Origin of the sequence: Rubrivirga halophila, from assembly GCF_046845755.1 — a bacterium.
In the GTDB taxonomy this organism is placed as follows: Bacteria; Bacteroidota; Rhodothermia; order Rhodothermales; family Rubricoccaceae; genus Rubrivirga.
The window spans coordinates 619,466-643,144 of record NZ_CP177357.1 but is presented as its reverse complement, the minus strand read 5'-3'; the positions used below and the strand labels follow the sequence as shown (position 1 = coordinate 643,144).

Sequence of the window (23,679 nt, the reverse complement as noted above, 5' to 3'; positions counted from 1 at the left end):
GAGGTCGCCCCCCTCACCCTGTCCCTCTCCCACCGGGAGAGGGGACGTGATCTGGGAAGGCGGCGCGAACCGACGTGCGGGTCAGCGGCCGGCGGGGCGGATGGAGCGGACAGGCGGGGGCGGCTCGGCGAGCCGCTCGACGGGATTCGCGTCCAGCATTTCGAGCGCGAGGTCGACGGCGCGCTCCAGCTGGGGGTCGCGGCCGTCGACCCAGTCGCGCGGCGTGATGTCGACCTCGACGTCGGGCGCGACGCCCTCGTTCTCGACCGACCACCGGCCGTCGAGGTCATAAAAGCCGCCGCGGGGGGCGGTGATGTAGCCGCCGTCGACGAGCGACGGCGTGTCCCAGATGCCGACGAGTCCGCCCCACGTCTTGGTCCCGACGAGCGGGCCGAGCCCGCGCGCGCGGAACATGTAGGGCAGGAGGTCGCCGCCAGAGCCGGACATCTCGTTGATGAGCATGACCTTGGCGCCCCAGATCCCCGCCATCGGCGTCGACCACGGCTCGCGGTCGCCGACGGGGTTGTTGAAGTAGCCGTACCGCTCGCGCGCGAGCACGTCGATGATGTAGTCGGCGGCCGTCCCGCCGTTGTTGTAGCGCTCGTCGACGACGGCGCCGTCGCGGTCTTGCTGGGCGAAGTAGTAGCGGTTGAACGACTCGTACCCGCTGTCGCCGGTGTCGGGGACCCAGGCGTAGGCGAGGCGCCCGCCAGAGCGCGCGTCGACGAACCGGCGGTTGTCCTCGACCCAGGCCCGCTGGCGGAGCCCGGCCTCGCTGGCGACCGGCACGACGGTCACGCGCCGCGCGCCCACGAACGTCGGGCGGTCGTTGACGTGGAGGACGGTCTGTCGGCCGGCGGTGCCCGCGAACGGCCGATACAGGCTGGTCGCCGCCGTCAGCTCGACGCCGTCGACGCCGACGAGAAAGTCGCCTTCCGACACGTCGACGCCCGGCGCCGCGAGCGGGGCGCTCAGGCCGGGGTTCCAGCTTTCGGCCGTGTAGATCCGCGCCAGCCGGTACCGCCCGTCGACGACCTCGACGTCGGCGCCGAGCAGGCCGACGGCCACGCGCTCGACGTCGGGCTCGTCGCCGCCGCCGGTGAACGAGTGGCCGACCGAGGTCTCGCCGCCGAGCACGTCGAGCAGGTAGGTGAGGTCGCTGCGGTGGCGGACGTGGGCCAGCCACGGCTCGTACATCGCGCGGACGGCGTCCCAGTCGGCGCCGTGGAGGTTGGGGGCGTAGAAGTAGTCGCGCTGGAAGCGCCAGGCGTCGTCGAAGATCTGGGCCCACTCGGCGGCGGGGTCGACCTCGGCCCGGAGCCCGAGCGCGAGCGCCCCGTCCCCGGGCTCCGGCGGGGCCTCGGTGCCGACCACGCGCCAGCCGCCGCCCGCGCCGACGGCCATCTTGGACCCGTCGTGGGAGACGGACGCGGCGGTGACGCCGGTCAGGAACGGTGCCGCCTCGCGGTCCTCCAGGCTCCAACGGTGGAGCGTCGCGCCGTCGTCGCCAGCCTCGGCCAGGAACAGGACGCCCGCCGGGCCCGCGAGCAGCTCGGTGTACGGCGCGTCCGGGAGGTCGAGCGCGACCGTGCGGTGCAGGATGCCGTCGAAGGCGATCTCGACGGGCGCGGGCTCCTCGTCCTCTCCCTCCTCATCGTCGTCCTCGCCTGCGGCGACCGGCTCCTCGTCGCTCCGGGGCAGGAGCGGCGACGGCTCGTCGGCGGCCAGGACGATGAGGTACGGCGCGGCCGTGACGTCCGGGCCGAAGGCGCTCATGTCGAGCCAGCCCGAGGCCACGCCGAGGTTGGTGCTCGCGAGCACGTAGAGGTACTTCCCCGACGCGTCCCAGGCGGGCGAGTAGGCGTCCGAGAGGCCGTCGGTGACGGCGTGCGTGTCGCCGGTCTCGGTGTCGTAGACGACGACGCGGCGGAGCTGGTTGGAGCCGCGCCGGGCGTAGGCGAGGTAGCGGCCGTCGGGCGACCACCGGGGCGCGAGCGTGCGCTCGGGGTGGGCGAAGGCGTCGCCGTCGACGCGCCGGGCGGCGCCCGAGGCGACGTCCAAGACCCACAGGTTGCGGTCGGTGTCGGTAAAGGCGATGTGGGCGGCGTCGGGGGCCCACTCGGGCTCGTAGTAGAACGCCGGGCCGGGCAGGTCGAGCGCGCGGGCGGGCTCGACGCCGGCCGGGTCCCCGATCATCAGCTGGTACTCGCCGGAGGCGTCGGAAAACCAGGCGACGTGGCGGCCGTCGGGCGACCACGACGGGTCGCGGTCGGCGGCGCCCGACGCGCGCGAGAGGTTGCGCCAGTCGCCGTGCTCGACGGGGACCGTGAACACCTCGCCTCGGGCCTCAACGAGCGCGCGCTGGCCGGTCGGCGAGAGCGAGACGCGCGCGACGGCGTCGTCGACGGCCTCCCAGTGGGGGCGGGCCCAGGGGAGGTCGCCGGTCGCAGTGATGGCGAGCGGGCGCGGCTCGCCGTCGGGGTCGAGGCGGTGGAGACCGCCGGCCTGCTCGTAGACGACGGTCCCGCCGCCGGCGTCGAGGTGCTTGACGTCGTAGTCGGCGTGGAACGTCCGCTGGCGGAGCGTGCCGGTCGCCGTGTCGTAGCTCCAGACGTTCGCGGCGTCGTCGCGGTCGGACAGGAAGTAGACCGTCTCGCCGAGCCAGACGGGCTCGGTGTCGACGGTGCCGCTCCAGGGGATGGTGGTCTCGTCGAGCGTGTCGAGGTCGAGGATGCGGATGGGCTGGGCCTGGCCGCCGCGGTAGCCGCGCCACTCGGGGTCCCACCGGTCGATCCGCTCGTAGGCGAGCCGCCCGTCGCGGAGGTCGCCCTCGAAGCCGCGCGGGAGCGGCAGGCGGGCCGGCATCGGGTCGCCGGGGGCGATGGTGAAGAACGCCGACTCGGGGCGGGGCGCGTTGTCGCGGCCCGAGATAAAGAGGACGCGGCCGTCGTCGGTCCAGCCACGCGCGCGGTCGGCGCCGGGGTGCCAGGTCAGCCGCTGGGGCTCGCCGCCGCCGACGGGCACGACGTAGACGTCGGTGTTGCCATCGTAGTCGCCGGAGAACGCGAGCCAGGCGCCGTCGGGCGAGAGGTGCGGGTCGGCCTCGACGCCGGGGAACGTGGTCACGCGGCGGGCCTGGCCGCCGTCGCGGCCGACGGTCCAGAGGTCGCCGCCGTACGCGAAGGCGATGTGGCGGTCGCTGACGGTCGGCTGGCGCAAGAGGAGCGTCTGGGCGCCGGCGCCGGCGGCGAGGGCGAGGGACAGCAGGAGGGCGGGGACGACGCGCATCGGGGTGGTGGGGTGGGATCCGATGGTACTGCGGGTCCGCTAGGGGCGCCAAGAGCGCGGGCGACGTCGCCGGGCGCCAGCAGGCGGGGTGCTCGGCAGACCCCCCGTCCGCGCGGTGCCCCTACGCAAGGCAGGCGCCAGCAGCCGCGCGCCACGACCACCCGGCACGACGCCGCGCGAACTGTCCCCCTTGGCAAGGGGGACAGCTCCCTGACCTGGGAGCGCAGCGACCGGAAGAGGGAGCGGGGGGTCTGCCGAGCACGACCTCGTGCGAGCGCTCCTCTCCCCCACCCCGTCCAGAGGCGGCGCTACTCGCCGCGCAGCGCCAGCGCGGGGTCGGTCTTCGACATCTTCCACGCCGGGTACAGGCCGGCCAGTAGCGCCGCGCCGACGGCCAGCCCGACGGCTTGCAGCAGCACGGCGGGCGACACCTCGAACGCCAGCGTCCACCCGAACGAGCGGACGTTGACCACGAACACCAGCACGGCCGCGAGTGCCAGCCCCAGGGGCACCGCCAGCAGCCCGGCCCACAGGCCGAGCACGCCGGTCTCGGCGACCACCATCTTGCGGACCTCCCACGGCGTCATGCCCTGGGCGCGCAGCATCGCCAGCTCGCGCGTGCGCTCCAGTTGGATCGCCATCAGCGCCGACAGCACGCCCACGAACGCGACGGCGACCGCCAGCAGGCGCAGCACGGAGGTGACGACGAACGTCTGGTCGAAGATCTCGAGGCTGGCCTGCCGCAGGTCGCGGTTCGAGCGCACGATGACGCGCTGGCCGGACGCCTCGGCGAGCGCGCGGGCCCGGGCAACCAGATCGTTCGGCGCGACGCCGGGCGCGGCGGTCAGGGCCGTGCCGGCGAACCCGGGGTCGCGGTACGCCTCTAAAAACGGGGCCTCGTCCATGAGCACGACGCCGAGGTCGTTGCCGTAGTCGTAGTAGATGCCGGAGATCGGGTAGCGGCGGTCGCCGCGGTCGGTCGGGAGCGTGAGCGTGTCGCCGACGGCCACGTCGAAGCGGAAGGCGAAGGGCTCGGAGACGGCGACGGCGCGGTCGGCGGATGCGGCGACGGCTTCGGCAGAACCCTGCTTGTAGCGGTAGATCCCGGCGCGGGTGCCGTCGATCCGGCTCACGACGAGGTCGAACGGCCCGCTGCCCATATCCAGCGTCCGGACGCGGATGGCGTCGGCGCGCTCGACGCCGTCGAGCGCCGCGAGCCGGGCCGCGAGCGTGTCGTCGAGCACGGCGCCGCCCCGACGGAAGACGGTCGCGGGCGGCTGGACATAGACGTCGGAGACGAGCACGGCGCCGAGCCAGTCGGCGACGGTCGTGCGGAACGAGGACACCATCGTGGCGACGCCGACCGTCGCGGCGACGGCGACCGCGAGCGCGGCGACGGCGACGGCGGTGCGGCTGAGGCTGGCGGCGATCCCGCGCGCGGCCATCCGCCCGACGGGCCCGAGCAGCGCGCCCAGGATGGGTCCCGTTATCCGGGCCCACTGCATCGTGAGCCAGGGCACGACGAGGGCGGTCCCGGCCAGAATCCCGAGCATCCCAGCGTACGCGCCGGCCACCCCGGCGGGGATCCACAACACGCCGACGCCCGCCGCGAGCGTCGCCAGCCCCGCCAGCGCCAGCCGGGCCGCATTCGCGCCCGCGGACTCCTCCTGCGTCGAGCGGCGGAGCGCCGTCGCGGGTGCGGTCGAGGCGGCCTCCCAACCGGGCCGCAGCGCACCGATGAGCGTGGCCCCAAGCCCGAGCGCGACGCCCTTGGCGAGCGCTAGCGTCGAGACGTCGAGCTCGCGGACGCGGACGACGAAGTACAGGTCGCCGATCGTCTGCGTAACAAGGCGGACGAGCCCGCTCCCCATCACAACCCCCAGCCCGATCCCGACGGCCGTCCCGACCACGCCGACGACGAGCGCCTCGCCGAGGACGGCGCGGAACACCTCGGCGCGCGTGACCCCGAGCGCGCGGTACGTCGCTAGCACGCGCCGCCGCTGGACGACGGCAAACGTGACGGTGTTGTAGATCAGGAAGACGCCGACGACGAGCGCCAGCAGGGACAGCGCGGTCAGGTTGAGCCGGAAGGCGGCGGTCATGGTCGAGAGCGCCTCGGCCTGCGTGGACGCCGGGCGGACCTCGGTCCCGGGCGGCAGCCGCTGGCGGACGGCCGCGACGGCGTCGTCGGAGGCGAGGACGAGGTCGATGCGGGAGAGGCGGCCGCCGTTGGCGGCGGCAAGGGGCATGGGGGAAGGGCCAAGGGGCTCCTCGCCCACCACGCTTGCGGTCGTCTCCCAGTCTTCTGCCTCTTGCCCCTTCCCACGTCCCCCGTGCCCCATCCCAAACCACTCCTGCGCCGTCGACACATCCGCCACCAGCAGGTTTTGCAGGGCGCTCGCGCTGCGGTCGTCGTCGGCCGTGAGCAGGCCCACGACGCGCGCTGTCTCGTCGCGGCCGTCGATGGTCAGCCCGAGCGTGTCGCCGACGGCCACGCCGAGGTCGACGGCGGTGCCTTGGGAGAGCAGGATCGCGCCGGGGACGGTCAGGAAGGCGCCGGCGTCCAGGCCCGACGACGGGCCGCCGACGAACGGCCGGAAGGCGGACTCGGCGAACGGGTCGACGCCGAGCACGGAGACCACGAGCGACGGCCGCCGCGCCACGCGTGCGTCGCCCTCGACGACCGGGGCCACGGCGCCGACGTTCGAGGCCACCAGCTCGGCGACGAGCCCGCCGTCCACGCCGCCCGGCCCGCCGACGACCTGGTGCGTCGCCTGCCCGGTGAGGGCCTCGCCGGACAGCTCGAAGGCACGCAGGGCGCTCGTGTTCGCGAGGTCGACGGCGACGCTGACGGCGACGCCGAGCGCGACGCCCAGAATCGACAGGACCGTCAGCAGGGGGTGCCGCGTGAGGTAGCGCCGGCTGGAGCGGAAGAGCGGCCGGCTCATGCCTCGGCCCTTGTGCCACGCGTCTCCGTCACGCGCCCGTCCGCCAGCCGGAAGACGGTGTCGACGCGGGTCAGGGTCGACTCGTCGTGGGTGACCATCAGGAGCGACCGGCCGCGCTCGCGCGTCAGCGTCTCCAACAGGTCCAGGATGCGCTCGCCGGTCCGGGCGTCGAGGTCGCCGGTCGGCTCGTCGGCCAGGACGAGAGCGGGGTCGTGGGCGAGGGCCCGCGCGATCGCCACGCGCTGCTGCTCGCCGCCGGACAAGCGGTCGGGAAAGGTGTCGGCGCGGTCGGCCAGCCCGACCTCGTCGAGGAGCGCGGCGGCGCGCTCGTGCGCGTCCGGGGCGCCGTCGAGGTCGAGCAGGAAGCGGACGTTCTCGGCGACCGTCAGGGTCGGGACCAGGTTGTAGAACTGGAACACGAACCCGACGTGGCGGCGGCGGAAGAGCGTCCGGTCGCGCTCGGACAGCGTGCCGAGGGCGACGCCGTCGACGGTGACCGTCCCGCCGTCGGGCCGGTCGATGCCGGACATCACGTTCAAGAGCGTCGACTTGCCGGCGCCGCTGCGGCCGACGAGCGCGCCGACCGTCCCGCGCGGCATGGCGAGGTCGACGCCCTGGAGCACGTCGCGCGTGGCGTCGCCCTCGCGGTAGCGCTTGACGACGCCGCAGAGGTCGAGGACGAGCGAACTGGCGGTCGGGGCGTCGGGGTCGGGCCCCGTGGGCGGGATTTGCAACATCGGTCCGGGGGGTGGCCGGTCGGACGCGCCCCGGTGCGCGGGGTTTTCCCGATCCCGGGCGTGAGCCCGCCTGCTGGCGCGAGCGAAGTGCTCGGCAGCCCCCGGCGTCGCTCCGCTCCGCGTCCCCCTTCAAAGGAGGGCGTTGGTGAGACCGCCCACCCGAAAACAGTCCCCCTTTGAAGGGGGTGCCCCGCAGGGGTGGGGGATGTCCGCGTTTGCCAGCCCCCGCTCCGCCATCCCGCTGGTATCAGGACAATCGGTACCGCGTCTGGACCAGGCCGTCGTCGAAGGCCTGCGTCTCGACGTGCCGGAGGGGCACGTCGGCCGGGACCGACCCGAACAGCGGGATCCCGTCGCCGAGCAGGACGGGCACGCGCGTCACGATGAGCTCGTCGAGGCAGCCCGCTCGGAGAAAGCCCTGCAGCGTCTCGCCGCCGTCGACCCAGACGCCCCGGCTCCCGGTCGCCCCGAGGTGGTCGAGGAGGGCGCCTGGCGCCAGCGCGAGCACCTCGACGTCGACGCCGGCCGTGTCGGGCGCGCCGGTGCTCAGCACGACGACCCGGAACGCGCTGTACGGCCACTCGCCAAAGCCGTGGACGGTCTCGTACGTCTTCCGCCCCAGCACGAGCGTGTCGACGGAGGCCACGAAGGCGTGGTAGCCGTAGTCCTGGTCGCCGCTCGGCGTCGGGAGCCAGTCGAGCCCGCCGTCGGGCCTGGAGATAAAGCCGTCGACGCTGGCGGCGATGTAGGCGACGGCATAGGGGCGGTGGGGCATGGGCGGCGGGCGATGTGGTACGGGAAGACTAGGGCAACGCGGATGCGGGGTCCGACCTTCCGTTCCCCCGGTCTGCCCCCCCCCCACCCCGCCATGCGCGTTGCCCTGCTCCTCGCCCTCCTCGCCGTCGCCGGCTGCGACGCCTTCGGCGGCACGCCCGACCCCGCGTGGACCGAGGCCGGCGCGGTCGCCGTGTTCGACTACACGCCCGGGCCGGACTCGATCTACACCTGGGGCGTCGCGGCCGAGGGCACGTACGCCGCCGTCCCCGCCACGCCGCGCGCGCTCGAGATGCGGATCGTCGCCTCGCCCGACTGGCGCCGCACGGACCGCTACGTCGACTGGCGCGACACGGCCGCGCCGGACTTTACGCTCTCCCAGTTCCAGTCGGTGTTCGAGCTTCCGCTCGACGACGCGGATGTGGAGGTGGCCGACGACGGGCTGGCGGTCGTCGTCGACGTGGACTGCTCGGGCGGGGGCTGGGTGAGCGGAGGGTCGAGCGGGCGGCTCGCGTTTATCCGGGTGCCGAACCGGGCGGGCACGGTGCAGGACATCAACAACTGCGGGCACTCGGGCGCCCTCACCGGCCCGACGTTCCCGGCCACCGGGCCGGAGTCGGTGACGGTCCCGGCCGGGACGTTCTCGGCGATCCGCATCGAGACGCCGGTCGTCGGGTACCCCGGCGGCACGGCCGTCGAGTGGTGGAGCTGGGACGCCGGGCTCGTCCGGCTCGACGTCGTCGGCCCGGAGGGCGGGCTGCGCGGTCGGTTCGAGCGGTCGGCCGGCGAGTGACGCGGGGTTTTCAAGCGGGATGACGCGCCGCTGTCGCGGGGGGCGCGCGTAGGTTCGACGCCCCCCCGAGACCGCCCCGTTGTCGTCCCCCGCCCGCCCGCTGCCCTCCGGCACGGACGCCCTCCCCGGCGTCCGCCTGCGCGACGGGTTCGCGTTCCGCGAGGGGCAGCGCGTGTTTCTGGAGCGCTGGGCGGATCTGCTGCGCGGGACCGAGCGGAACGCGCTGGGCGTGTTCGTGCCCGGCTACGGCAAGACGATCACCGCGCTCGCGGCGTATGTCGTCGCCCGCGCGCTCGGCGTCGCCGACCGGCTCGTGGTCTTCGTCCCGCGCGGCAACCTGCGCGACCAGTACGCCGACGTCGACGAGCTCGCGCAGGTGTTCCACTGGCTCGGCGCCGAGTCCGTCTCGTTCTGCGCCGCCGACTCGGACCGTGTCTTCCTCAAGAACCTGAGCACTGAGGTCGTGGTGACGACCTACCAGTACGCGTCCGGCGAGCGCGGCAACGACGCGCTGCAGGCGTTCTGCCGGCAGTCGAAGGCGCTCTTCGTGTTCGACGAGGTCCACCACCTCGCGCACGATGGAACGTGGGCGCAGGCCATCGAGCGGTTCCCCCACGCCGCCTCCGTCGCCCTCTCGGGCACCCCGATGAGGGGCGACTCGAAGTCGCTCTTCGGCGTCCCGACGACGACCGACGCCGAGGGGTTCGAGTACTACGACGCGCTCCACGAGGTCGGGATGCGCGAGGCGCACGCCGAGGGCGGCATCCTGAAGCGCGTCGAGGCGCACGTCGTCGACTACGCCGTCCGGATGGTGCGGACCGACACGGGCGAGGAGGTCGAGGTCTCGCTCACCGACCTCCGCGACGACCCCGAGGCGTCCCGCGACGTCGACGCGTACCTCGCGCGGCGCAAGCTCCGCTTCCACGAGGTCTACCTCGAAACCTTGCTCGGGCCGGCGTTCACGCGGTTCGCCGAAAAGCGCGGCGCCCTCGCCCGGCAGATGGCACGGTCGGGCGGGTGGGCCGGCTACCGCGACCACCAGATGCTGGTCATCGCGATGAGCAACGCGCACGCCGCCGCGATCCTCGACTTCGTGCGCCGCCGCCACCCCGATGTGCGCTCCGCCCGGATCGGCCAGGACGTGCCCGCCGCCGAGCGCCAGCAGCTCTTGGACGCCTACCGGGGCGGCGACCTCGACGTGATGGTCCAGGTCGACATGATCGGCGAGGGGACCGACATCAAGCCGATCTCCGTGCTCGTCAAGGCCGACCTGGTCCGCGCGGTCGGCAAGACGATGCAGCAGGTCTTCCGCGGGATGCGCTACGTGCCCGACTGGCCCGAGGCGGCGAATGCCTGCGACCTCTACGCCGCCGAGGACTCGGGCGTGGCCGAGACGCTGCGCTGGATCGCGGCCGAGGAGACGATGGGCACGAAGAAGTCGAAGAACGGGACGGGCGGCGGCGAGGGCGCGACCGTCGAGCCGTCGGAGGCGTCGGTGTGGGAGCTCAAGTCGGTCCGCCAGGGGACCAGCCAGACGCTGTCGCTCGACCAGATGCCGGGCTACCGGTCGTCGGACCAGTTCCACCGCGAGGTGCCCAAGGAGCAGGCCCGCCCGGTCGCCATCGACGTGGCCGCGCGCGAGCGCGAGCTTCGTCAGGCCTGCGCCGACCTCGCCAAGGAGCTGTCGTACGCGGCCGACGTCTCGGTCCGCGAGGTCCACGCGGCGTGGAAGCGGCAGGTCCGCGGGCAGGCGCAGGCCGACGCCAGCATCGTCGCGCTCGACAAAAAGCGGGTCTGGCTGGAGCGCTCGCTGCGCGCCGGCCGGCTGGCGTAGCGCGGGCGCCTAGCGGACTGCCGCGCGCGCCCGCTCCGCCAGCTCGTCCGTGAGTTGCCGCTGCGCCTCTGCCCGCACCGGCTCGGCGCGGTGCGTGAGCGCAAGACCGGCCGCCTCGAACACGGCGTCCGTGTCGGCCGCCCCTCCGTCTTGTGGTCGCCCATGTGGAACTTCTCGTGCCGCCGGGTCAGGTCGCGCGCCCAGAACTGGGACCGGGGCGGCCGTTGAGGTCGCTCATGTCCGGCGTGAGGTCGGAGACGGCCGTGGCGTAGTCGGCCGCCGTCAGCCCAGGGTCCCGCGCCGAGCCGATGTGAGTCTCGCCGCCGGGCCCGGCCCCCGTCCGGACCTGCCACGTGATCGTGTTCTTCAGCTTCGCCCGGACCCGGAAGACGGGGGTCGGGGTGCGCTTGTGCGTGACCGTGGTGTTGGTCACGCTCACCGACGACCTCGTCACGCCGAACCCGGACGGCGCCGAGCCGCCCCGAGCGATCGAGTGGGCCTTCGAGAGCGCCGCTTTCACCGCGTCCTCCGAGGTGGCCACGGCGGCGCCGACCCGGTCCGGCAGGGCGAACGTCTCCTCCTCGTCGGGGCCGGTCGCTACGAGCTCGGCCCCCTCCGGCTCGGCGCCCGGGGCGGCCGGAATCGCGAGGCTCACCTCGCGCTCCTGGGCCGCACTTCCGCCCCCGTCGGTGGGCGCGGGCGCGGCGGCGGGCGGCGGCGGTGCGGGGGCCTTGCGCCCCGGCTTCTGTTTCGAATCGATCATCGCATCGGCGGCACGGACTCAACGACCGCCGATTCCGACTGCACGCCGGATGTGCAGGACAGGGTACGGCGCACGCCCTGCACGGCCAAATGGTCCTCGCTACGGCGTGCACCCCGTGAGCGCCCCCGGCGACGCCCCCTCGATGCGCGACTGGACGTACTGGCTGCCCGTGAGTGGGTAGAAGCGCGTGCCCGTCGCCGCGTGGAAGTACATGTAGTAATACTCCCGCGAGGTCGGGATCACGGTGTCGGGGATCGGGTCCGGGTCGCGGTTGAGGGTGATCACGCCGCCCGCGTTCGTCACCCCGATCATCCGCCCGAACGGGTCGACGGTGCACCGGGGGTGGACCGCCCGGATGCACTGCTCGACGTTGCGGCGCCACTCGCGGAGATAGGCCTGAATGGTCGGGTCGTCCCAGGGTCCTGGAGGCATATCGGGAGGGGCTACGGAGACGCTCGCGAACAGCGCGGCCCTGCATCGTAGGGCACGCGGCCTCGCCGGCGAGCCCGACCCGCGAGCGGCGGCTCACGCACGCCCTCTCCTCACGGGGAAGGGAAGCCACATGTGATCCAAACGCTCGCGAACTCAAACGCGTCGCCACTCCCCGCTGGCGGGACGTGCCGCCGACTCGCCATCCCAAACGCACTCCGCCCCGCTGGCGCGTGCCAACGGGGCGGAAGCGTCCGAACGGAGCCTGCGGGCTAGCCCTGCGCGAGCATGCGCACGGCGTCGGCCAGCATCCGCGCCTTGGCCGGGTCGCCCGAGGCGGCGGCCATGCCCGAGATGCCGTCGGCCAGCTCGGTCAGCGTCCGGGCGCGCGTGGCGCCGGACGCCATCTCGGCGTTGTAGAGCGCCGTCCGCACCAGGAGGAGCTCGGCGTCCGACATCGCGTCGGTGCGGTCGAGCTGGTCGGCGTAGGCGCGCGCCAGGGCGAACGTGGCGGGCCACTCGTAGACCGGCTGGCCCTGCGCGTTGAGGTAGTCGAGCTCGACCGAGTTGGCCGCGTCGATCTCGTTCTGCGTCAGGTACGGGCTCGGCGTGAGCTGGAAGACGTCCAGGCCGCGCGAGATCTCGGAGCTGACCAGGTCGCCGTTGTACCAGTAGACCGACCAGCTGCCGCCGGAGGCCATCTGCTCGGCGTCGGCCGGGCCGCGGTCGTGGAACGCGATCTCGATGGGGTTCGACGCGTCGGTCCAGTCGAAGACCGAGATGCCGCCCTGGTACCAGCTCTGGACCATGATGTCGCGGCCGGGGACCGGGATGAGCGAGCCGTTGTGGGCCACGCAGTTCTCCTCGGACGTCTGCGGCGCCGGCATCTTGTAGTAGCTCTTGAAGTCCATCTGGCCGTCGGTCAGCTCGAAGATGGCGTTCGCGCCCCACTCGTAGGGGTCGGTCGCGCGGCACTTCGGCTGGCCGCCGCCGCCCCACTCGTCGGTAAAGAGGACCTTGGTGGCGTCGTTGTTGAACGTCGCCGAGTGCCAGTACGAGAAGTTCGAGTCGGCGACGGCGTCGATCCGGCGCGGGGCGATCGGGTCGGAGATGTCGAGCAACAAGCCGTAGCCCTCGCACGCGCCGCCCGCCAGCCCGACGGCCGGGTACAGCGTGATGTCGTGGCACTGGTTCGGCCCCGGGCCGGGCTCGCCGTCGTCGTCGTCGTCGCTCCCGACGGTGATCCCGAAGCGCTCCTGGACGAGCGCGGGGAGCCGCTCGCGGAGCAGCGTCGAGTCGGCCGCCGTCGGCTCGCCCTCGCCGCCGCGCTCGGCGACGATCTCGGCCAGGAACATGCGCACGAAGCGGTCGGGCAGGATGCGGTCCTGGCCGCCGAAGTACAGGACGTAGGCGCCGCGCGCCTTGGCCTCCTCGATGGCCGCGATGTCGGCCGGCGCGAGCCCGTGGCTGGGCGCCTCCGTCAGCCCCTCGAAGATCCGCGGCGAGTTGACGATCTCGGCGGCGGTCGGGTTGGCCAGCGGCACGCGGATCACCTCGATCCGGAACAGCGCCGAGTTCGGGTCCTCATCCGGCGCCGCGCCGGAGCAGCCGGGCAGCTCCTCGGCCGGGCGGACGCCCGCCGAGCCCGACACGTAGATGTACACGTTGTCGTCGTCGTCGGGGTCTTTCAAGACCGAGTGCGTGTGCGAGCCGCGGCAGGTCTGCACGTTCGAGACGTACTCCGGATTGCGGATGTCGGAGATGTCGAAGATGCGGATGCCCCGCAGGCGGTCCGGGCTGACGGCCTCGGAGACGCCCTCGGTGCCGCAGTCGAGGCGGCCGCCGAGCCCCTCGCCCGAGACGAACATCAGGTTGCCGTAGACCGAGACGTCGCTCTGCGACGCCGGGCAGACGTACTCCGTGACGAGCTCGGGGCTCGCGGGGTCGCTGAGGTCCCACACGATGATGCCGTTGTAGTTGCCCTGGAACGCGTAGTCGCCCTGGAAGGCGAGGTCCGAGTTCGTGACGCCGACGAAGTCGGGCGGCGGCGGCGTCTTGGAGACGACGCGCAGGTTCCAGGTCGCCTCCTCGGCGTCGAAGAGCCCGGCCGCCAAGCCGACGCGGGGGTCGGGGCTCGGCGCCATCGTCGGGAAGGCCGGGACGGACATCGTGGCGCTGGCGGGGGCCTGCATCGGCGCCGTCATGGGCCGCTGGGCACAGGCGGCGGTCCCCAGGAGGACGGCGGCCACGGCCAGCGTGGAGGAGAGGGTCGAAAGACGCATTGGGAGGAGGGAGAGTGGCTGGGGGTGGGGGAACGAAGGGGGCGGGCGGCCTAATCGGCCATCGCGTCGAGCATCAGCTGCATCCGCGCGATCTCGGTCCGCTGGTCGACCTGGATGTCGGAGGCCAGCTTGAAGGTGTTGCCGTTCTGCGCCGCGCCGTCCTGGGCGAACAGGTGCTCGACCATCGCGACGGCGCCGGCGTGGTGCTGGATCATGAACGTCAGGAACAGGCGGTCGAAGTCGGGCCCGCGCGCGGCGTCGAGTTCGGCGAGCTGGGCGGCGGTCAACATGCCGGGCATCGCGGCCATGCCGTCGCCGTGGTCCATGCCCGCGTGGTCCATCGCGCCGTGGTCCATGCCCGAGTGGTCCATCGACATGGAGGTCGTCCCGTCCTCGGCGACGGCCGGGACGGGCAGGCCGCGGTCGGCGAGCCAGCGCTGCATCGACGCGATCTCGTCGTGCTGGGCGTTGTCGATCCGCGCCGCGAGCCGGGCGACGGCCGGGCCGGGCCCGTTGCGCCGCGCCATCTCGGCCATCACCAGCGCCTGGGCGTGGTGGTGGATCATGCCCGCCATGAACGCGGCGTCGTCGGCCGAGTAGCGCTCGAGGTCGGCCTGCTGGCGGGCGCGGTAGAGCGCCTCGAGCTCGGCGACGCGGTCGGCGTCGATGGCCGGCGGCGCGTCGGCGGGCGGGGCGGACGTGTCGAGGGCGGCGGTCGGGGCGCAGCCGGACACCGCCAGCGCGGCGGCGGCGGCCAGGACGGGCAGGACTCTCATGACGGGGTGGCGGGGAGCAGGCCCAAGGTACGTGGCGGCGAGCCGGCGCCCGCGCTACGACAGGCCGTTCCGGAGGTTGCGCCCGCCCGCCTGGAGCCGGCTACCGGGCCTTCGTCAACCGGCGAACGTCTACCGTCTGGCTCCCCGCCACGGCCCGGACGACATACGCCCCCGCCGATAGCGACCTCAGGTCGATCTCGAGCGAAATCGTCCCGACCCCGGCCGCCGTCGGGGTTGACTGCCAGACGACCCGCCCGAGCACGTCAATCACTTCGACGTGGACGGACTCCTCCGGCGTGGCGAGGTGGAGGCGAACGGTGGCCCGCTCCGTCGTCGGGTTCGGGCTGATTCGGAAGGCGTCTGCCCCCGGCACCTGCGGCGACGCCGAGGTCGCGTAACTCCCGTAACTCTCCCCGCCGATAACGGCGCCTCTCAGCTTCCATCGCTCAAACTCACTGGCGCCCCCCCCGTTGTTGCGGCTCCAGTCGAACCGGACCAGGCCGACGCCCTCGGAATACTGCATGCCGGGCGAGCAGTTGAAGCCTGCCCAGCGGAGCGAGTAGGTCCGCTCTCCGATTCGCACCTCCATCGGCTCAGCGCTGGCGTTCTGGACGATCCGAGGAAGGTTGCACGCAGGCGGCGGCGTGATCGGCAGGCCCGACCCATTGTCCTCCAGGACCTCGCGGACGACCGTCGTGTCGGCCGGGTTGACTCCAAAGGCGGCCCGCCCACCGGGCCCCTCGACGATCGGCACCACCACGCCGTCCATGTCGGTAGTCCCGACCACGCGGATCGTCACCGTCTCGTAGACCGAGGTGCAGCCGCCCGGCGGACGGTCGCAGTCGGTCCGCGCGTAGTCGTAGGTCCACGTGTCCCCTTCGGCTCCCGGGAAGAACGCCAGCCAATCGGGCTGGGCTGCGGCGGGGAGCGCGAGTAGCAGGAGAGAAAGGCGGAGGGCGCTGCGCATCTCGTATCGGGTCTGTGGCTAGGGAGGCGAGCCCCTCCGCTCTCTGTGCGGGCAGCAGGGCCGCCAACCCATGATGCCAGATACGAGCCCTCTCTGCCACCTACAAATGGATCACCCGCGCTCCGCGCCCGCCGCTCGGGCCGCGTACGGCCGGACCCCGGCTATCTTCGCGGTTTCGCCCCCCGCCCCGCATGGACATCGTCTCGATCGGCCGCGGCCTCCTCGGCCTCGCCGGCATCGTCGCCCTCGCCGTCGTCTTCTCCTCCGACCGCCGCGCCATCCGCTGGCGGACCGTGGGGGCCGGGCTGGCGCTCCAGCTCGTGTTTGCGGTCCTGTTCCTCAAGGGCGAGGCGCTCGCCGAGGTGTTCTCGCCGTTCGGGTGGCCGAAGGCCGCGTTTGCGGCGGTCGCCGGGCTGTTCGTGGCGTTCCTGTCCGCCGTCGAGGCCGGCGCGACGTTCGTGTTCGGGTCGCTGGCGCTGTCGCCCGGCGCCGAGGGCTCGCTGGGGTTCTTCTTTTTCGCCTACGTGCTCCCGACCGTCATCGTGTTCGCGGCGCTGATGTCGATCCTCTACTACCTCGGCATCATGCAGTGGGTGGTCCGGGGCGTGGCCTTCGTGGTCCAGCGAGCCCTCGGCACGTCCGGCCCGGAGTCGCTGTCGGTGAGCGCCAACATCTTCGTGGGGCAGACCGAAGCGCCCCTCGTCATCAAGCCCTACATCAAGAACCTGACGCGCTCGGAGCTGATGGCCGTGATGACCGGCGGGATGGCGACGATCGCCGGCGGCGTGCTCGCGAGCTACGTCGCGTTCCTGGGCGAGCGCTACGCGAGCGTCGCCGGGATCGCCGTCGAGGCCGGGCAGCAGCTCTTCGCTGAGCAGCTGCTGGGCGCGAGCGTGATGGCCGCGCCGGCCGCGCTTGTGCTGGCCAAGATCCTGGTCCCTGAAAAGGCCCGGCTCACCGCCCCCGACCACCTCGACACAAAAAAGACGGTCGTCCCGGTGACAGACGCCGGCGAGGCCACGCAGCCCTCGACCGCCAGCGACCTCGCGACCGAGGCCACGATCGAAGACCTGGTCGACGAGGGCCCCAAGAACGTCATCGACGCGGCCGCAACGGGCGCCGCCGACGGGCTCCACCTCGCGCTCAACATCGGCGCGATGCTCATCGCGTTCCTCGCCCTCATCGCGATGCTCAACGGCATCCTGGGCTGGGGCGCCGGCCTGTTCGGCGCCGAGCTGACGCTGGAGGGCATCCTGGGCGTCGTCCTCTCCCCCATCGCCTGGCTCATCGGCGTCCCGACCGTCGACATCACCACGTTCGGCAGCTTTCTGGGGACGAAGGTGATCGCGAATGAGTTCGTGGCCTATAGCCTGTTCGCGGACGCGCTCGGCGCGGGCTCGCTCCAACCCAAGACGATCGTGATGGCCACGTTCGCGCTGTGCGGGTTTGCGAACCTGTCGTCGATCGGCATCCAGATCGGCGGGATCGGGCCGCTCGCGCCGGAGCGGACCGGCGAGATCGCGAGCCTCGGCGTCAAGGCCGTCTTTGCGGGCACGCTCGCGAACCTGATGACGGCGACGATCGCCGGCGTGCTGCTCGGCTAAGCGCCGGCCATGATCGCCTGGACCGGACACGGGTTGCTCGTCCCGCTCATCGCTTTCGGCTGCCTGATCGCGGCCGAGGCGGCGGTCGAGGGGGCCACCGGCGACCCCGCCTACTACCAGGAGCACACGTGGCCGATGGCCCTCGGGTTCATCGTGGCCGGGGCGCTGGTCGCCGCGCTGGCCAAGCGGTTCCCCGACTCGCCCGGCCGGGCGGTGGTCGACGCCGAGACGGGCGAGCCGTTCACCGTGAAGGGGACCGTCCACACGTTCATGCTCATCCCCGTCCGGTCCTGGACGCCGATCCTCTTCGCGCTCGGCCTCCTCGCTCCCGTCCTGTTCGCCTAGGCCGCTCAGCGCGCGGCGGCCGGGGACGGGCGCCGGCGGACCCAGAGCGCGGCGCCCAACGCCAGCGCCAGCGCCACGGCCGCGAGCACGGCGGTCAGCCGTCGGTCGGGCAGCGGGAAGCGGGCGGTGATGTGGTGCAGGCTCGTGAGCGCGGCCGCCGCCAGCAACACGGCCGTCGCGACGGGTCGGGCCCGCCAGCGATCCGAAAAAACGGCGGCGGCGGCGGGGTAGACGGCCCAGATCGCGGGCTGCATCAGGCGCTCCTGGTCGCCGCCGAAAAAGGCGCTCCCGAGCGTCAGGCCAAAGAGGGCGACGAGGTGGAGGTGGCCGCGCAGCCACCCCACGGTCTCGCGCGGGAAGACCGCCAGCACGGCCACGACCGGCACCCAGGCGTTCACCAACAGCCGCGCCCACGTGCCGGGGTCGGCGGCCTTCCCGCTGGCGTTGAGGAACGTCTGGACCAGGTGTGGGCCCTCCTGCTCGGTCAGCAGTAGGCGCGGGACGGCGAACAGCACCACGACCGGGACGAGCGCCAGCGCCAGCCGCCAGCCGTCCTCTCTCAGCCGCCCCCGCTCCCACAGGTGAACGGCCGCGACGGGCGCCATCAAGATCGCCGGCTCGCGCGCCAGCACGGTCACGGCGAGGACGACGGCGAGCGCGGCGTAGCGGCGCTGCCACAGCAGCCACAGCCCCGCGCCCAGCCCGAGCTGCGCCAGCAGGTCGCCGAGCTGGTACATGTTGAAGACGTTGAACCCGAACAGGTACGGGTTCGCCGCGAGGAGGAGCACCGCCAGCGCCGAGGCGCCGGCGGTCGCGCCATTCGCCCGGCAGACGGCGTACGTCAGCGCCGCGAGCGCGAGGGAGCCGACGACGGCCCACGCGTAAAACGCGGTCGGCACCGCGAGCGGGAGCAGCCCCGCCAGCCACGGGCCCAGCCAGCGGAAGACGTACGGCTGGTTCTGGCCCAGGTCGAGCCCGGGCGCGGCCTCGGCCATCGGGCCGTAGTACTTCACGCCGGCCTCGGCGAAGGCGACCGGGTCGAGCGCGCCATAGCCCCATATGAGCGCGGCGGCGACGGCGAGGGCCGGGACGAGGGGGCGGGAGGTCAGGGGGACGGGGGACGGGGGACGGGGGACGGGGGACGGGGGACGGGGGACGGGGGACGGGGGACGGGGGACGGGGGACGGGGGACGGGGGACGGGGGACGGGGGACGGAAGGTGGCCTCAGACCGTAGCGTCGTGCCATCGCCCCCTGCGAAATCACGACTCGGCCCGCCACGGTGCGCGCGTCGGAACCCTCGCTGCCCTCGCGCGCTACCCGCTCTCTGCGGCGACGCCGTGCTCCCCCTCCCCCGCCCGCCTTGCTCCTCGCCGTCGACCTCGGGCTCCGCACCGGCTTCGCGCTCTACGGCCGCGACGGGCGGCTCGTCTCGTACCGCTCGCAGAACCTGGGCAGCCGCGCCCGCTTGCGGCGCGCCGCCGGGTCGCTGCTCCACGACCACGCCGAGGCCCAGCGCGTCGTGCTCGAGGGCGGCGGCGACATCGCCGAGATCTGGCAGCGGGCCGCCGAGAAGGCCGGGCGGCGGGCGCGCGTGATCGACGCCCACGTCTGGCGGCAGGCGCTCCTCCTTCCCCGCGAGCAGCGGTCGGGCGCGGGCGCCAAGGAGGCGGCCGACGGGCTGGCGCGCGCCGTCATCGAGTGGAGCGGGGCCAAGCGGCCCAAGGGGAGCCTGCGCCACGACGCCGCCGAGGCCATCGCCATCGGCCTGTGGGGCGTGCTCGACGCGGGCTGGCTGGCGGCCGTCCCGGAGGCCATCCGGCGCCGCTGAGGGTTTGGGAGAAGAGGATCAGACGAGAAGAAGAGCAGAGGCCACGTCACAAGCCTCCTCGTCTCCTCTACGCATCGTCTCCTCTGCTCTCCTCCACCTCGTGCCCCGCCGCCCGGAGCGCCGCGACGGCTTGCGCCAGCTGGCGGTCGCGGACGAGCAGCACGTCGGTGTCGTAGGTCGAGAGCGCAAAGATGGAGACGCCCGCCTGGGCGAGCGGCGCCGCCAGCCCGGCCAGGATGCCGGTGAGGGCAAAGTCGAGCGGGCCGCGAACGGTGAGCGCCCGCCAGCCGCGCTCGGCGACCACGTCCGGGGGCACGGCAGCTTCGGCGCAGACGACCGACAGCTCGGCGGCCGTCCGGGTAACGCTCGACACGGCGCCGGTCGTCATCCAGTCCGAGACGGGTGCGTCGGGGGCCAGGCGGCCGACCGCCAGCCGGCCGGGCACGAGGTCGAGCGTCACTCGCCCGTGAAGTCGGTCTCGACGTGGACCCAGCCCTCGATCTCGGTCCCGCCCACGCGGCCGGCCCGCTCGCGGACCCAGGCGTCGGAGTACGACCCGTCGAGGACGCGGCGCATGAACAGCTGGTCGACCGCCGTGCCGGTCCCCTCGACGAGCCAGATCGCGACGGGCTCGTTTGCTTCGTTGACGTAGACCTGGGCGGCGACGCGGCCGCTCACCGCCGACAGCTCGGCGGGCAGCGCGAGCGGCTCGGCCGGGGGCTGGTACCGCGAGCCGTTGTAGCGCTGGAAAAACTCGGTCTTGATCCGGTTCACGAGCGCCTCGGTCGCTTCCTGGTCGGCGCTGTTGGGGATCCCCGCCTCGACGTCGTCCATGAACTCGGCGGCGAAGACGGAGTCGACGACCTCGGGCTCGCTGCGGTACAGGTCCGTCATCCGCTCCTGGACCCAGCGCACGAACTCGCCGTCGCGAGCGACGCCCATGGCCTCAATCGTCGACAGGTCGCGGAAGGCGCGCGTGGTGTCGGTGCCGGGCAGGTACCAGCGCGTGTCGCTGGCGGCCACCCAGCCCTCGGGCGGCGTGGACGGCGGCCCGCTCTCGGCGCAGCCGGCGGCGAGGGCGACGAGGACGAGGGCGGCGAGAATCGGGCGCATGGCAGAGTCGGGCGGGGACGACGCAAGCTAGCGAGCGCAGGAGCGCGGGAGGCTCGGCCCAGTCTCTCCGCCTCGGGCCCGAGATGGGCGCACCCGCAATAGCGGCCGTCCCCCGTCCCCCCTCAGACCCAGTCCTCCCCGAGCGTCGTCACGTGGATCATGTTCGTCCGCCCCATGGCCGGGAGCGGGAGCCCGGCCGTCACGACGACGCGGGCGCCCTTGTCGAAGCCCGGCCGCGCGAGGAGCTCGCGGTGGACGGCGCGGACGCCGTCGTCGGTGTGCTCCTGGAACTCGATGGCGATCGGCTCGACGCCCCACGTCAGCGCGATGCGCCCGAGCGCCGTCTCGTCGTCGGTGAAGGCGTAGATCGGCACGTCGGGGCGGTGGCTGGCGATGGACCGCGCCGTCGAGCCCGAGTGCGTCAGGCAGCAGATGGCCTCGGCCTCCGTCTCCTGGGCCAGCTTGACGGCCGTGAACGAGACGGCGTCGGTGATGGGGTCGTCCTGGTGGGAGACGGCCACGAGCGCCGCGCGCCCGCCGAGCTCGCCCCGGCTGGCCTCGGCCGCGCGGACGATCTCGTCCATCACGCGGACCGCCTGGATGGGGTACTTGCCCGCCGCCGTCTCGCCCGAGAGCATCACGGCGTCGGACCCGTCGAACACGGCGTTCGCCACGTCCGTCGACTCGGCGCGCGTCGGGCGCGGGTTGTCGATCATCGACTCCAGCATCTGGGTCGCCGTGATGACGGGCTTGCTCGCCTCCAGGCACGCGCGGATCAGCCGCTTCTGGACGATCGGCACGTTCTGCATCGGGATCTCGATGCCCAGGTCGCCGCGCGCCACCATCACGCCGGCCGCCGCCGCCAGCACGGCGTCGAAGTCCTCGACGGCCTCGGGCTTCTCGACCTTGGCGATGACGGGGATGCTCTTGCCCGCCGCCGCGATCCGCCGCGTCAGGTCCTCGACGTCGGAGCCGGAGCGGACGAACGAGAGGGCGAGAAGGTCGACGTCGTGGTCGAGGCCGAAGGCGAGGTCCGTGAGGTCCTTGTCGGTGAGCGACGGCCGGGCGCTCTTGAGCTGGGGGAGGTTGACGCCCTTGCGGCTGCGGAGCGGCCCGCCGACCACGACCTCGGTGTGCACGTCGGCCCCGTCGATCCGCGTGACGACGAGTTCGAGGTGGCCGTCGTCGAGCAGGATCCGGTTGCCCTCGGCGACCTCCTCGGCGAGCGCGTCGTAGCTGACGTGGACGCGCCGCTCGTCGCCGGTCGCGACCGGCTCGGAGGTGAGCACCAGCGCGTTCCCCTTGTGGATGAGCACGCCGCCGTCGCGGACCAGGCCCAGGCGAATCTTGGGGCCCTGCAGGTCCTGCAGCACGGGCACGATCCGGCCGGCCGCGCGCGCCTCCTCACGGACGATCTCGATCATCCGGCGGTGGTCGTCGTGGCTGCCGTGCGAGAAGTTGAGCCGGGCCACGTCCATGCCCGCCCCGATCAGCGCGCGGACGCCCTCCTGGGTGGAGACCGCAGGCCCGAGCGTGCAGACGATTTTGGTGCGACGAGGGGTGGGCCGAGCCATGGCGTGCGGGGGGTGGACGGGCGCCCCGGAAGCCGGAGCGGCGTCAACCTACACACGCCCCAGGGGGCCGAGCCGAGGAATGCGTAAGCGCTTTCCCCACGGGCAGCGCCCCCGCCTACTGGTTCGTGATGCGGATCGGGGCGCCCTTGCCCATCTGGCGGCCCTGGGCCGTCCCGGTGCCATTCCCGGTGCTCAGGCCGGCCGGGAGCGGTCGGGCGGCGGGGGTGATGTTGAGGGTCGCCGCGCCCGTAATCGTCTGGCCGCCGACCACGACCTCGGCCGTCACGCCCGTGCTGGCGGTGCCGCCGGTGCTGCCGGCCGTCATGCTCTGGACGGCGCACGCCATGAGCGCCTCCGTGGCCACGACGGCTGCCTGCTCGACGGCCGGGCTCGCGGTCTGGGTCCGTTCCTCGAGAATATCGACCGAGGCGTCGAGGTCGGCGGGGGCGACGCCCTGGGCGAGGGCGCCGGACGCGGCGCAGCCGCACAAGGCCGCGCCGTCGAGGCCCGCCGGGGCGTCGGCGGCGACCGAGGCGAGGCAGGTGGCCGCAAAACGGTCTTGCGCGGCCGTCGGCAGGGCGAGGGCGACGGCGAACAGCAGGGCGAGGACGAGGCGCATGGGTCGGGAGGGGGATCCGACGGGGTATCGACCGGCCGCGGCCCGGCCTAAACCGACGGGCGCAGCGAGGTCTCCCGGGGCCTACGCTCGGCCGGCCGAGCCGCTACGCCTGCTCCAGGCCCATCGCGCGGTGGACCCAGTCGTAGGCGTAGCGCGCCAGCTCCGACCCGCTCTTGAGGCCCAGCTTGCGCTTGACATTCGCGCGGTAGCTCTCGATGGTCTTGACGGACAAGCTGAGCTCCTCGGCCACCTCGCGTGTCGACAGGCCCTCGCCGATCAGGCGCACCACTTCGGACTCCCGGTCGGAGAGCTGCTCGGCGACCGGACCGCCCTCGTCGCGGCCCTCGACGGCCCGGCGCACGAGCTCGTCGGCGAGCGTCGCGCTGAGGTAGAGGTCGCCGGCCAGGATGCGCCGGATGGCCGGCACGATCTCCTGGGGGTCGGACTGCTTCATGGCGTAGCCCTGGGCCCCGGCGCGCAGCACGCGCTCGGCGTAGAAGCGCTCCTGGTGCATCGACAGGACCAGAATCGGCAAGTCCTCGCGGCGCGAGCGGATCTGGCCGATCACGTCTAAGCCGGAGCCCTTTTTTAGCCCGATGTCGAGGACCACGAAGTCGACGCCGCCGTCGTCGACGGCCTGGAGCACGTCGTCGGCCGTGGCGGCCTCGCCGACGATCTCGAGGTCGGGCTCGGGCTCGATCAGGCGCTCGAGGCCCTGGCGGACGATGGGGTGGTCGTCGGCGATCAGGATGCGGGTCGGCGTGTCGGCCATGGCGGAAAGGCGGGCGGAATCTTGGAGGGTACGGAGCGGACGGCCAAGGCGCGCCATCGAGGCCTCAGGGAGTCCCTGAGACGCTCGAGGCTGCGGCCCAGCGCGCGGCGGCGGCGGACGGCCCGTGGAGACCCCGTGCGGGTGCCCGCAAGCCCGCCCTGCGACGGACCGATGGCACCGGGCGGCGGTATCTTCGCTGAGATCGACCGAGCCCGTTTTCGTCCCCCCACGG

The 23,679-nt window shown here is 73.2% G+C and carries 20 protein-coding genes; 5 read left to right on the top strand and 15 right to left on the bottom strand.

The annotated features are described in order from the left end of the window. Positions 1-81: 81 nt before the first annotated feature. From ACLIRP_RS02665 to ACLIRP_RS02650, 4 genes are all read right to left on the bottom strand, one after another. On the bottom strand, positions 82-3,288 hold the full coding sequence (locus ACLIRP_RS02665) for a PDZ domain-containing protein (RefSeq protein ID WP_412062413.1): 3,207 nt from the start codon (positions 3,286-3,288) through the stop codon (positions 82-84). Positions 3,289-3,596: 308 nt separating this feature from the next. After that, positions 3,597-6,236 (bottom strand): ABC transporter permease, encoded by a 2,640-nt coding sequence (locus tag ACLIRP_RS02660; RefSeq protein ID WP_412062412.1) that lies wholly within the window; start codon positions 6,234-6,236, stop codon positions 3,597-3,599. Beyond that, positions 6,233-6,973: an ABC transporter ATP-binding protein gene (locus tag ACLIRP_RS02655; RefSeq protein WP_412062411.1), complete on the bottom strand. Its 741-nt coding sequence runs from the start codon at positions 6,971-6,973 to the stop codon at positions 6,233-6,235. The genes ACLIRP_RS02660 and ACLIRP_RS02655 overlap by 4 nt, the downstream gene beginning before the upstream one ends. 247 nt (positions 6,974-7,220) lie before the next feature. Next, the gene (locus ACLIRP_RS02650) at positions 7,221-7,748 is read right to left on the bottom strand and encodes a dihydrofolate reductase family protein (protein ID WP_412062410.1); all 528 of its coding nucleotides are present in this window, start codon (positions 7,746-7,748) and stop codon (positions 7,221-7,223) included. A 93-nt stretch (positions 7,749-7,841) separates the two neighbouring features. On the opposite strand from ACLIRP_RS02650, the gene ACLIRP_RS02645 reads away from it, so the two are divergent. Both ACLIRP_RS02645 and ACLIRP_RS02640 read left to right on the top strand, forming a co-directional pair. Beyond that, positions 7,842-8,540: a hypothetical protein gene (locus tag ACLIRP_RS02645; protein ID WP_412062409.1), complete on the top strand. Its 699-nt coding sequence runs from the start codon at positions 7,842-7,844 to the stop codon at positions 8,538-8,540. Positions 8,541-8,619: 79 nt separating this feature from the next. Next, a complete protein-coding gene (locus ACLIRP_RS02640; protein ID WP_412062408.1) occupies positions 8,620-10,374 on the top strand; it encodes a DEAD/DEAH box helicase in 1,755 nt (584 codons plus the stop codon). A 187-nt stretch (positions 10,375-10,561) separates the two neighbouring features. On the opposite strand, the gene ACLIRP_RS02635 is transcribed toward ACLIRP_RS02640, so the two are convergent. The 5 genes from ACLIRP_RS02635 to ACLIRP_RS02615 form a co-directional block, all read right to left on the bottom strand. Then, positions 10,562-11,137: a hypothetical protein gene (locus ACLIRP_RS02635; RefSeq protein WP_412062407.1), complete on the bottom strand. Its 576-nt coding sequence runs from the start codon at positions 11,135-11,137 to the stop codon at positions 10,562-10,564. Positions 11,138-11,236: 99 nt separating this feature from the next. Further along, positions 11,237-11,569 (bottom strand): hypothetical protein, encoded by a 333-nt coding sequence (locus ACLIRP_RS02630; protein ID WP_412062406.1) that lies wholly within the window; start codon positions 11,567-11,569, stop codon positions 11,237-11,239. Between the two features lie 269 nt (positions 11,570-11,838). Further along, positions 11,839-13,848: an LVIVD repeat-containing protein gene (locus tag ACLIRP_RS02625; RefSeq protein WP_412062405.1), complete on the bottom strand. Its 2,010-nt coding sequence runs from the start codon at positions 13,846-13,848 to the stop codon at positions 11,839-11,841. A 50-nt stretch (positions 13,849-13,898) separates the two neighbouring features. Continuing rightward, a complete protein-coding gene (locus tag ACLIRP_RS02620; protein ID WP_412062404.1) occupies positions 13,899-14,624 on the bottom strand; it encodes a DUF305 domain-containing protein in 726 nt (241 codons plus the stop codon). Positions 14,625-14,724: 100 nt separating this feature from the next. Further along, the gene (locus ACLIRP_RS02615; protein WP_412062403.1) at positions 14,725-15,591 is read right to left on the bottom strand and encodes a T9SS type A sorting domain-containing protein; all 867 of its coding nucleotides are present in this window, start codon (positions 15,589-15,591) and stop codon (positions 14,725-14,727) included. Between the two features lie 191 nt (positions 15,592-15,782). On the opposite strand from ACLIRP_RS02615, the gene ACLIRP_RS02610 reads away from it, so the two are divergent. Continuing rightward, positions 15,783-17,195 carry a NupC/NupG family nucleoside CNT transporter gene (locus ACLIRP_RS02610; protein ID WP_412062402.1) on the top strand — a complete coding sequence of 471 codons (1,413 nt, stop codon included), beginning with the start codon at positions 15,783-15,785 and terminating at the stop codon, positions 17,193-17,195. A 9-nt stretch (positions 17,196-17,204) separates the two neighbouring features. Next, the gene (locus ACLIRP_RS02605) at positions 17,205-17,540 is read left to right on the top strand and encodes a hypothetical protein (protein WP_412062401.1); all 336 of its coding nucleotides are present in this window, start codon (positions 17,205-17,207) and stop codon (positions 17,538-17,540) included. A gap of 5 nt (positions 17,541-17,545) precedes the next feature. Here the strand turns inward: ACLIRP_RS02605 and ACLIRP_RS02600 are convergent, their stop codons facing one another. Continuing rightward, positions 17,546-18,553 (bottom strand): hypothetical protein, encoded by a 1,008-nt coding sequence (locus tag ACLIRP_RS02600; RefSeq protein ID WP_412062400.1) that lies wholly within the window; start codon positions 18,551-18,553, stop codon positions 17,546-17,548. Positions 18,554-18,901: 348 nt separating this feature from the next. Between ACLIRP_RS02600 and ACLIRP_RS02595 the strand changes: the two genes are divergently transcribed. Then, positions 18,902-19,369, top strand: coding sequence for a hypothetical protein (locus ACLIRP_RS02595; RefSeq protein WP_412062399.1), 468 nt, complete (start codon positions 18,902-18,904; stop codon positions 19,367-19,369). Between the two features lie 67 nt (positions 19,370-19,436). On the opposite strand, the gene ACLIRP_RS02590 is transcribed toward ACLIRP_RS02595, so the two are convergent. The 5 genes from ACLIRP_RS02590 to ACLIRP_RS02570 form a co-directional block, all read right to left on the bottom strand. Further along, positions 19,437-19,829: an ACT domain-containing protein gene (locus tag ACLIRP_RS02590; protein ID WP_412062398.1), complete on the bottom strand. Its 393-nt coding sequence runs from the start codon at positions 19,827-19,829 to the stop codon at positions 19,437-19,439. Then, a complete protein-coding gene (locus ACLIRP_RS02585) occupies positions 19,826-20,482 on the bottom strand; it encodes a hypothetical protein (RefSeq protein WP_412062397.1) in 657 nt (218 codons plus the stop codon). The genes ACLIRP_RS02590 and ACLIRP_RS02585 overlap by 4 nt, the downstream gene beginning before the upstream one ends. Positions 20,483-20,604: 122 nt before the next feature. Continuing rightward, positions 20,605-22,056 (bottom strand): pyruvate kinase, encoded by a 1,452-nt coding sequence (gene pyk / locus ACLIRP_RS02580; RefSeq protein WP_412062396.1) that lies wholly within the window; start codon positions 22,054-22,056, stop codon positions 20,605-20,607. A 115-nt stretch (positions 22,057-22,171) separates the two neighbouring features. Then, positions 22,172-22,675, bottom strand: coding sequence for a hypothetical protein (locus ACLIRP_RS02575; RefSeq protein ID WP_412062395.1), 504 nt, complete (start codon positions 22,673-22,675; stop codon positions 22,172-22,174). Between the two features lie 103 nt (positions 22,676-22,778). Continuing rightward, a complete protein-coding gene (locus ACLIRP_RS02570; protein ID WP_412062394.1) occupies positions 22,779-23,447 on the bottom strand; it encodes a response regulator in 669 nt (222 codons plus the stop codon). Positions 23,448-23,679 lie beyond the last annotated feature (232 nt).

Bases quoted from the DNA above. Each gene is read 5' to 3' on its own strand.
- ACLIRP_RS02665 (WP_412062413.1), bottom strand. From the start codon at position 3,288: ATGCGCGTCGTCCCCGCCCTCCTGCTGTCCCTCGCCCTCGCCGCCGGC.
- ACLIRP_RS02660 (WP_412062412.1), bottom strand. From the start codon at position 6,236: ATGAGCCGGCCGCTCTTCCGCTCCAGCCGGCGCTACCTCACGCGGCAC.
- ACLIRP_RS02655 (WP_412062411.1), bottom strand. From the start codon at position 6,973: ATGTTGCAAATCCCGCCCACGGGGCCCGACCCCGACGCCCCGACCGCC.
- ACLIRP_RS02650 (WP_412062410.1), bottom strand. From the start codon at position 7,748: ATGCCCCACCGCCCCTATGCCGTCGCCTACATCGCCGCCAGCGTCGAC.
- ACLIRP_RS02645 (WP_412062409.1), top strand. From the start codon at position 7,842: ATGCGCGTTGCCCTGCTCCTCGCCCTCCTCGCCGTCGCCGGCTGCGAC.
- ACLIRP_RS02635 (WP_412062407.1), bottom strand. From the start codon at position 11,137: ATGATCGATTCGAAACAGAAGCCGGGGCGCAAGGCCCCCGCACCGCCG.
- ACLIRP_RS02630 (WP_412062406.1), bottom strand. From the start codon at position 11,569: ATGCCTCCAGGACCCTGGGACGACCCGACCATTCAGGCCTATCTCCGC.
- ACLIRP_RS02625 (WP_412062405.1), bottom strand. From the start codon at position 13,848: ATGCGTCTTTCGACCCTCTCCTCCACGCTGGCCGTGGCCGCCGTCCTC.
- ACLIRP_RS02620 (WP_412062404.1), bottom strand. From the start codon at position 14,624: ATGAGAGTCCTGCCCGTCCTGGCCGCCGCCGCCGCGCTGGCGGTGTCC.
- ACLIRP_RS02615 (WP_412062403.1), bottom strand. From the start codon at position 15,591: ATGCGCAGCGCCCTCCGCCTTTCTCTCCTGCTACTCGCGCTCCCCGCC.
- ACLIRP_RS02610 (WP_412062402.1), top strand. From the start codon at position 15,783: ATGGACATCGTCTCGATCGGCCGCGGCCTCCTCGGCCTCGCCGGCATC.
- ACLIRP_RS02605 (WP_412062401.1), top strand. From the start codon at position 17,205: ATGATCGCCTGGACCGGACACGGGTTGCTCGTCCCGCTCATCGCTTTC.
- ACLIRP_RS02585 (WP_412062397.1), bottom strand. From the start codon at position 20,482: ATGCGCCCGATTCTCGCCGCCCTCGTCCTCGTCGCCCTCGCCGCCGGC.
- pyk (WP_412062396.1), bottom strand. From the start codon at position 22,056: ATGGCTCGGCCCACCCCTCGTCGCACCAAAATCGTCTGCACGCTCGGG.
- ACLIRP_RS02575 (WP_412062395.1), bottom strand. From the start codon at position 22,675: ATGCGCCTCGTCCTCGCCCTGCTGTTCGCCGTCGCCCTCGCCCTGCCG.
- ACLIRP_RS02570 (WP_412062394.1), bottom strand. From the start codon at position 23,447: ATGGCCGACACGCCGACCCGCATCCTGATCGCCGACGACCACCCCATC.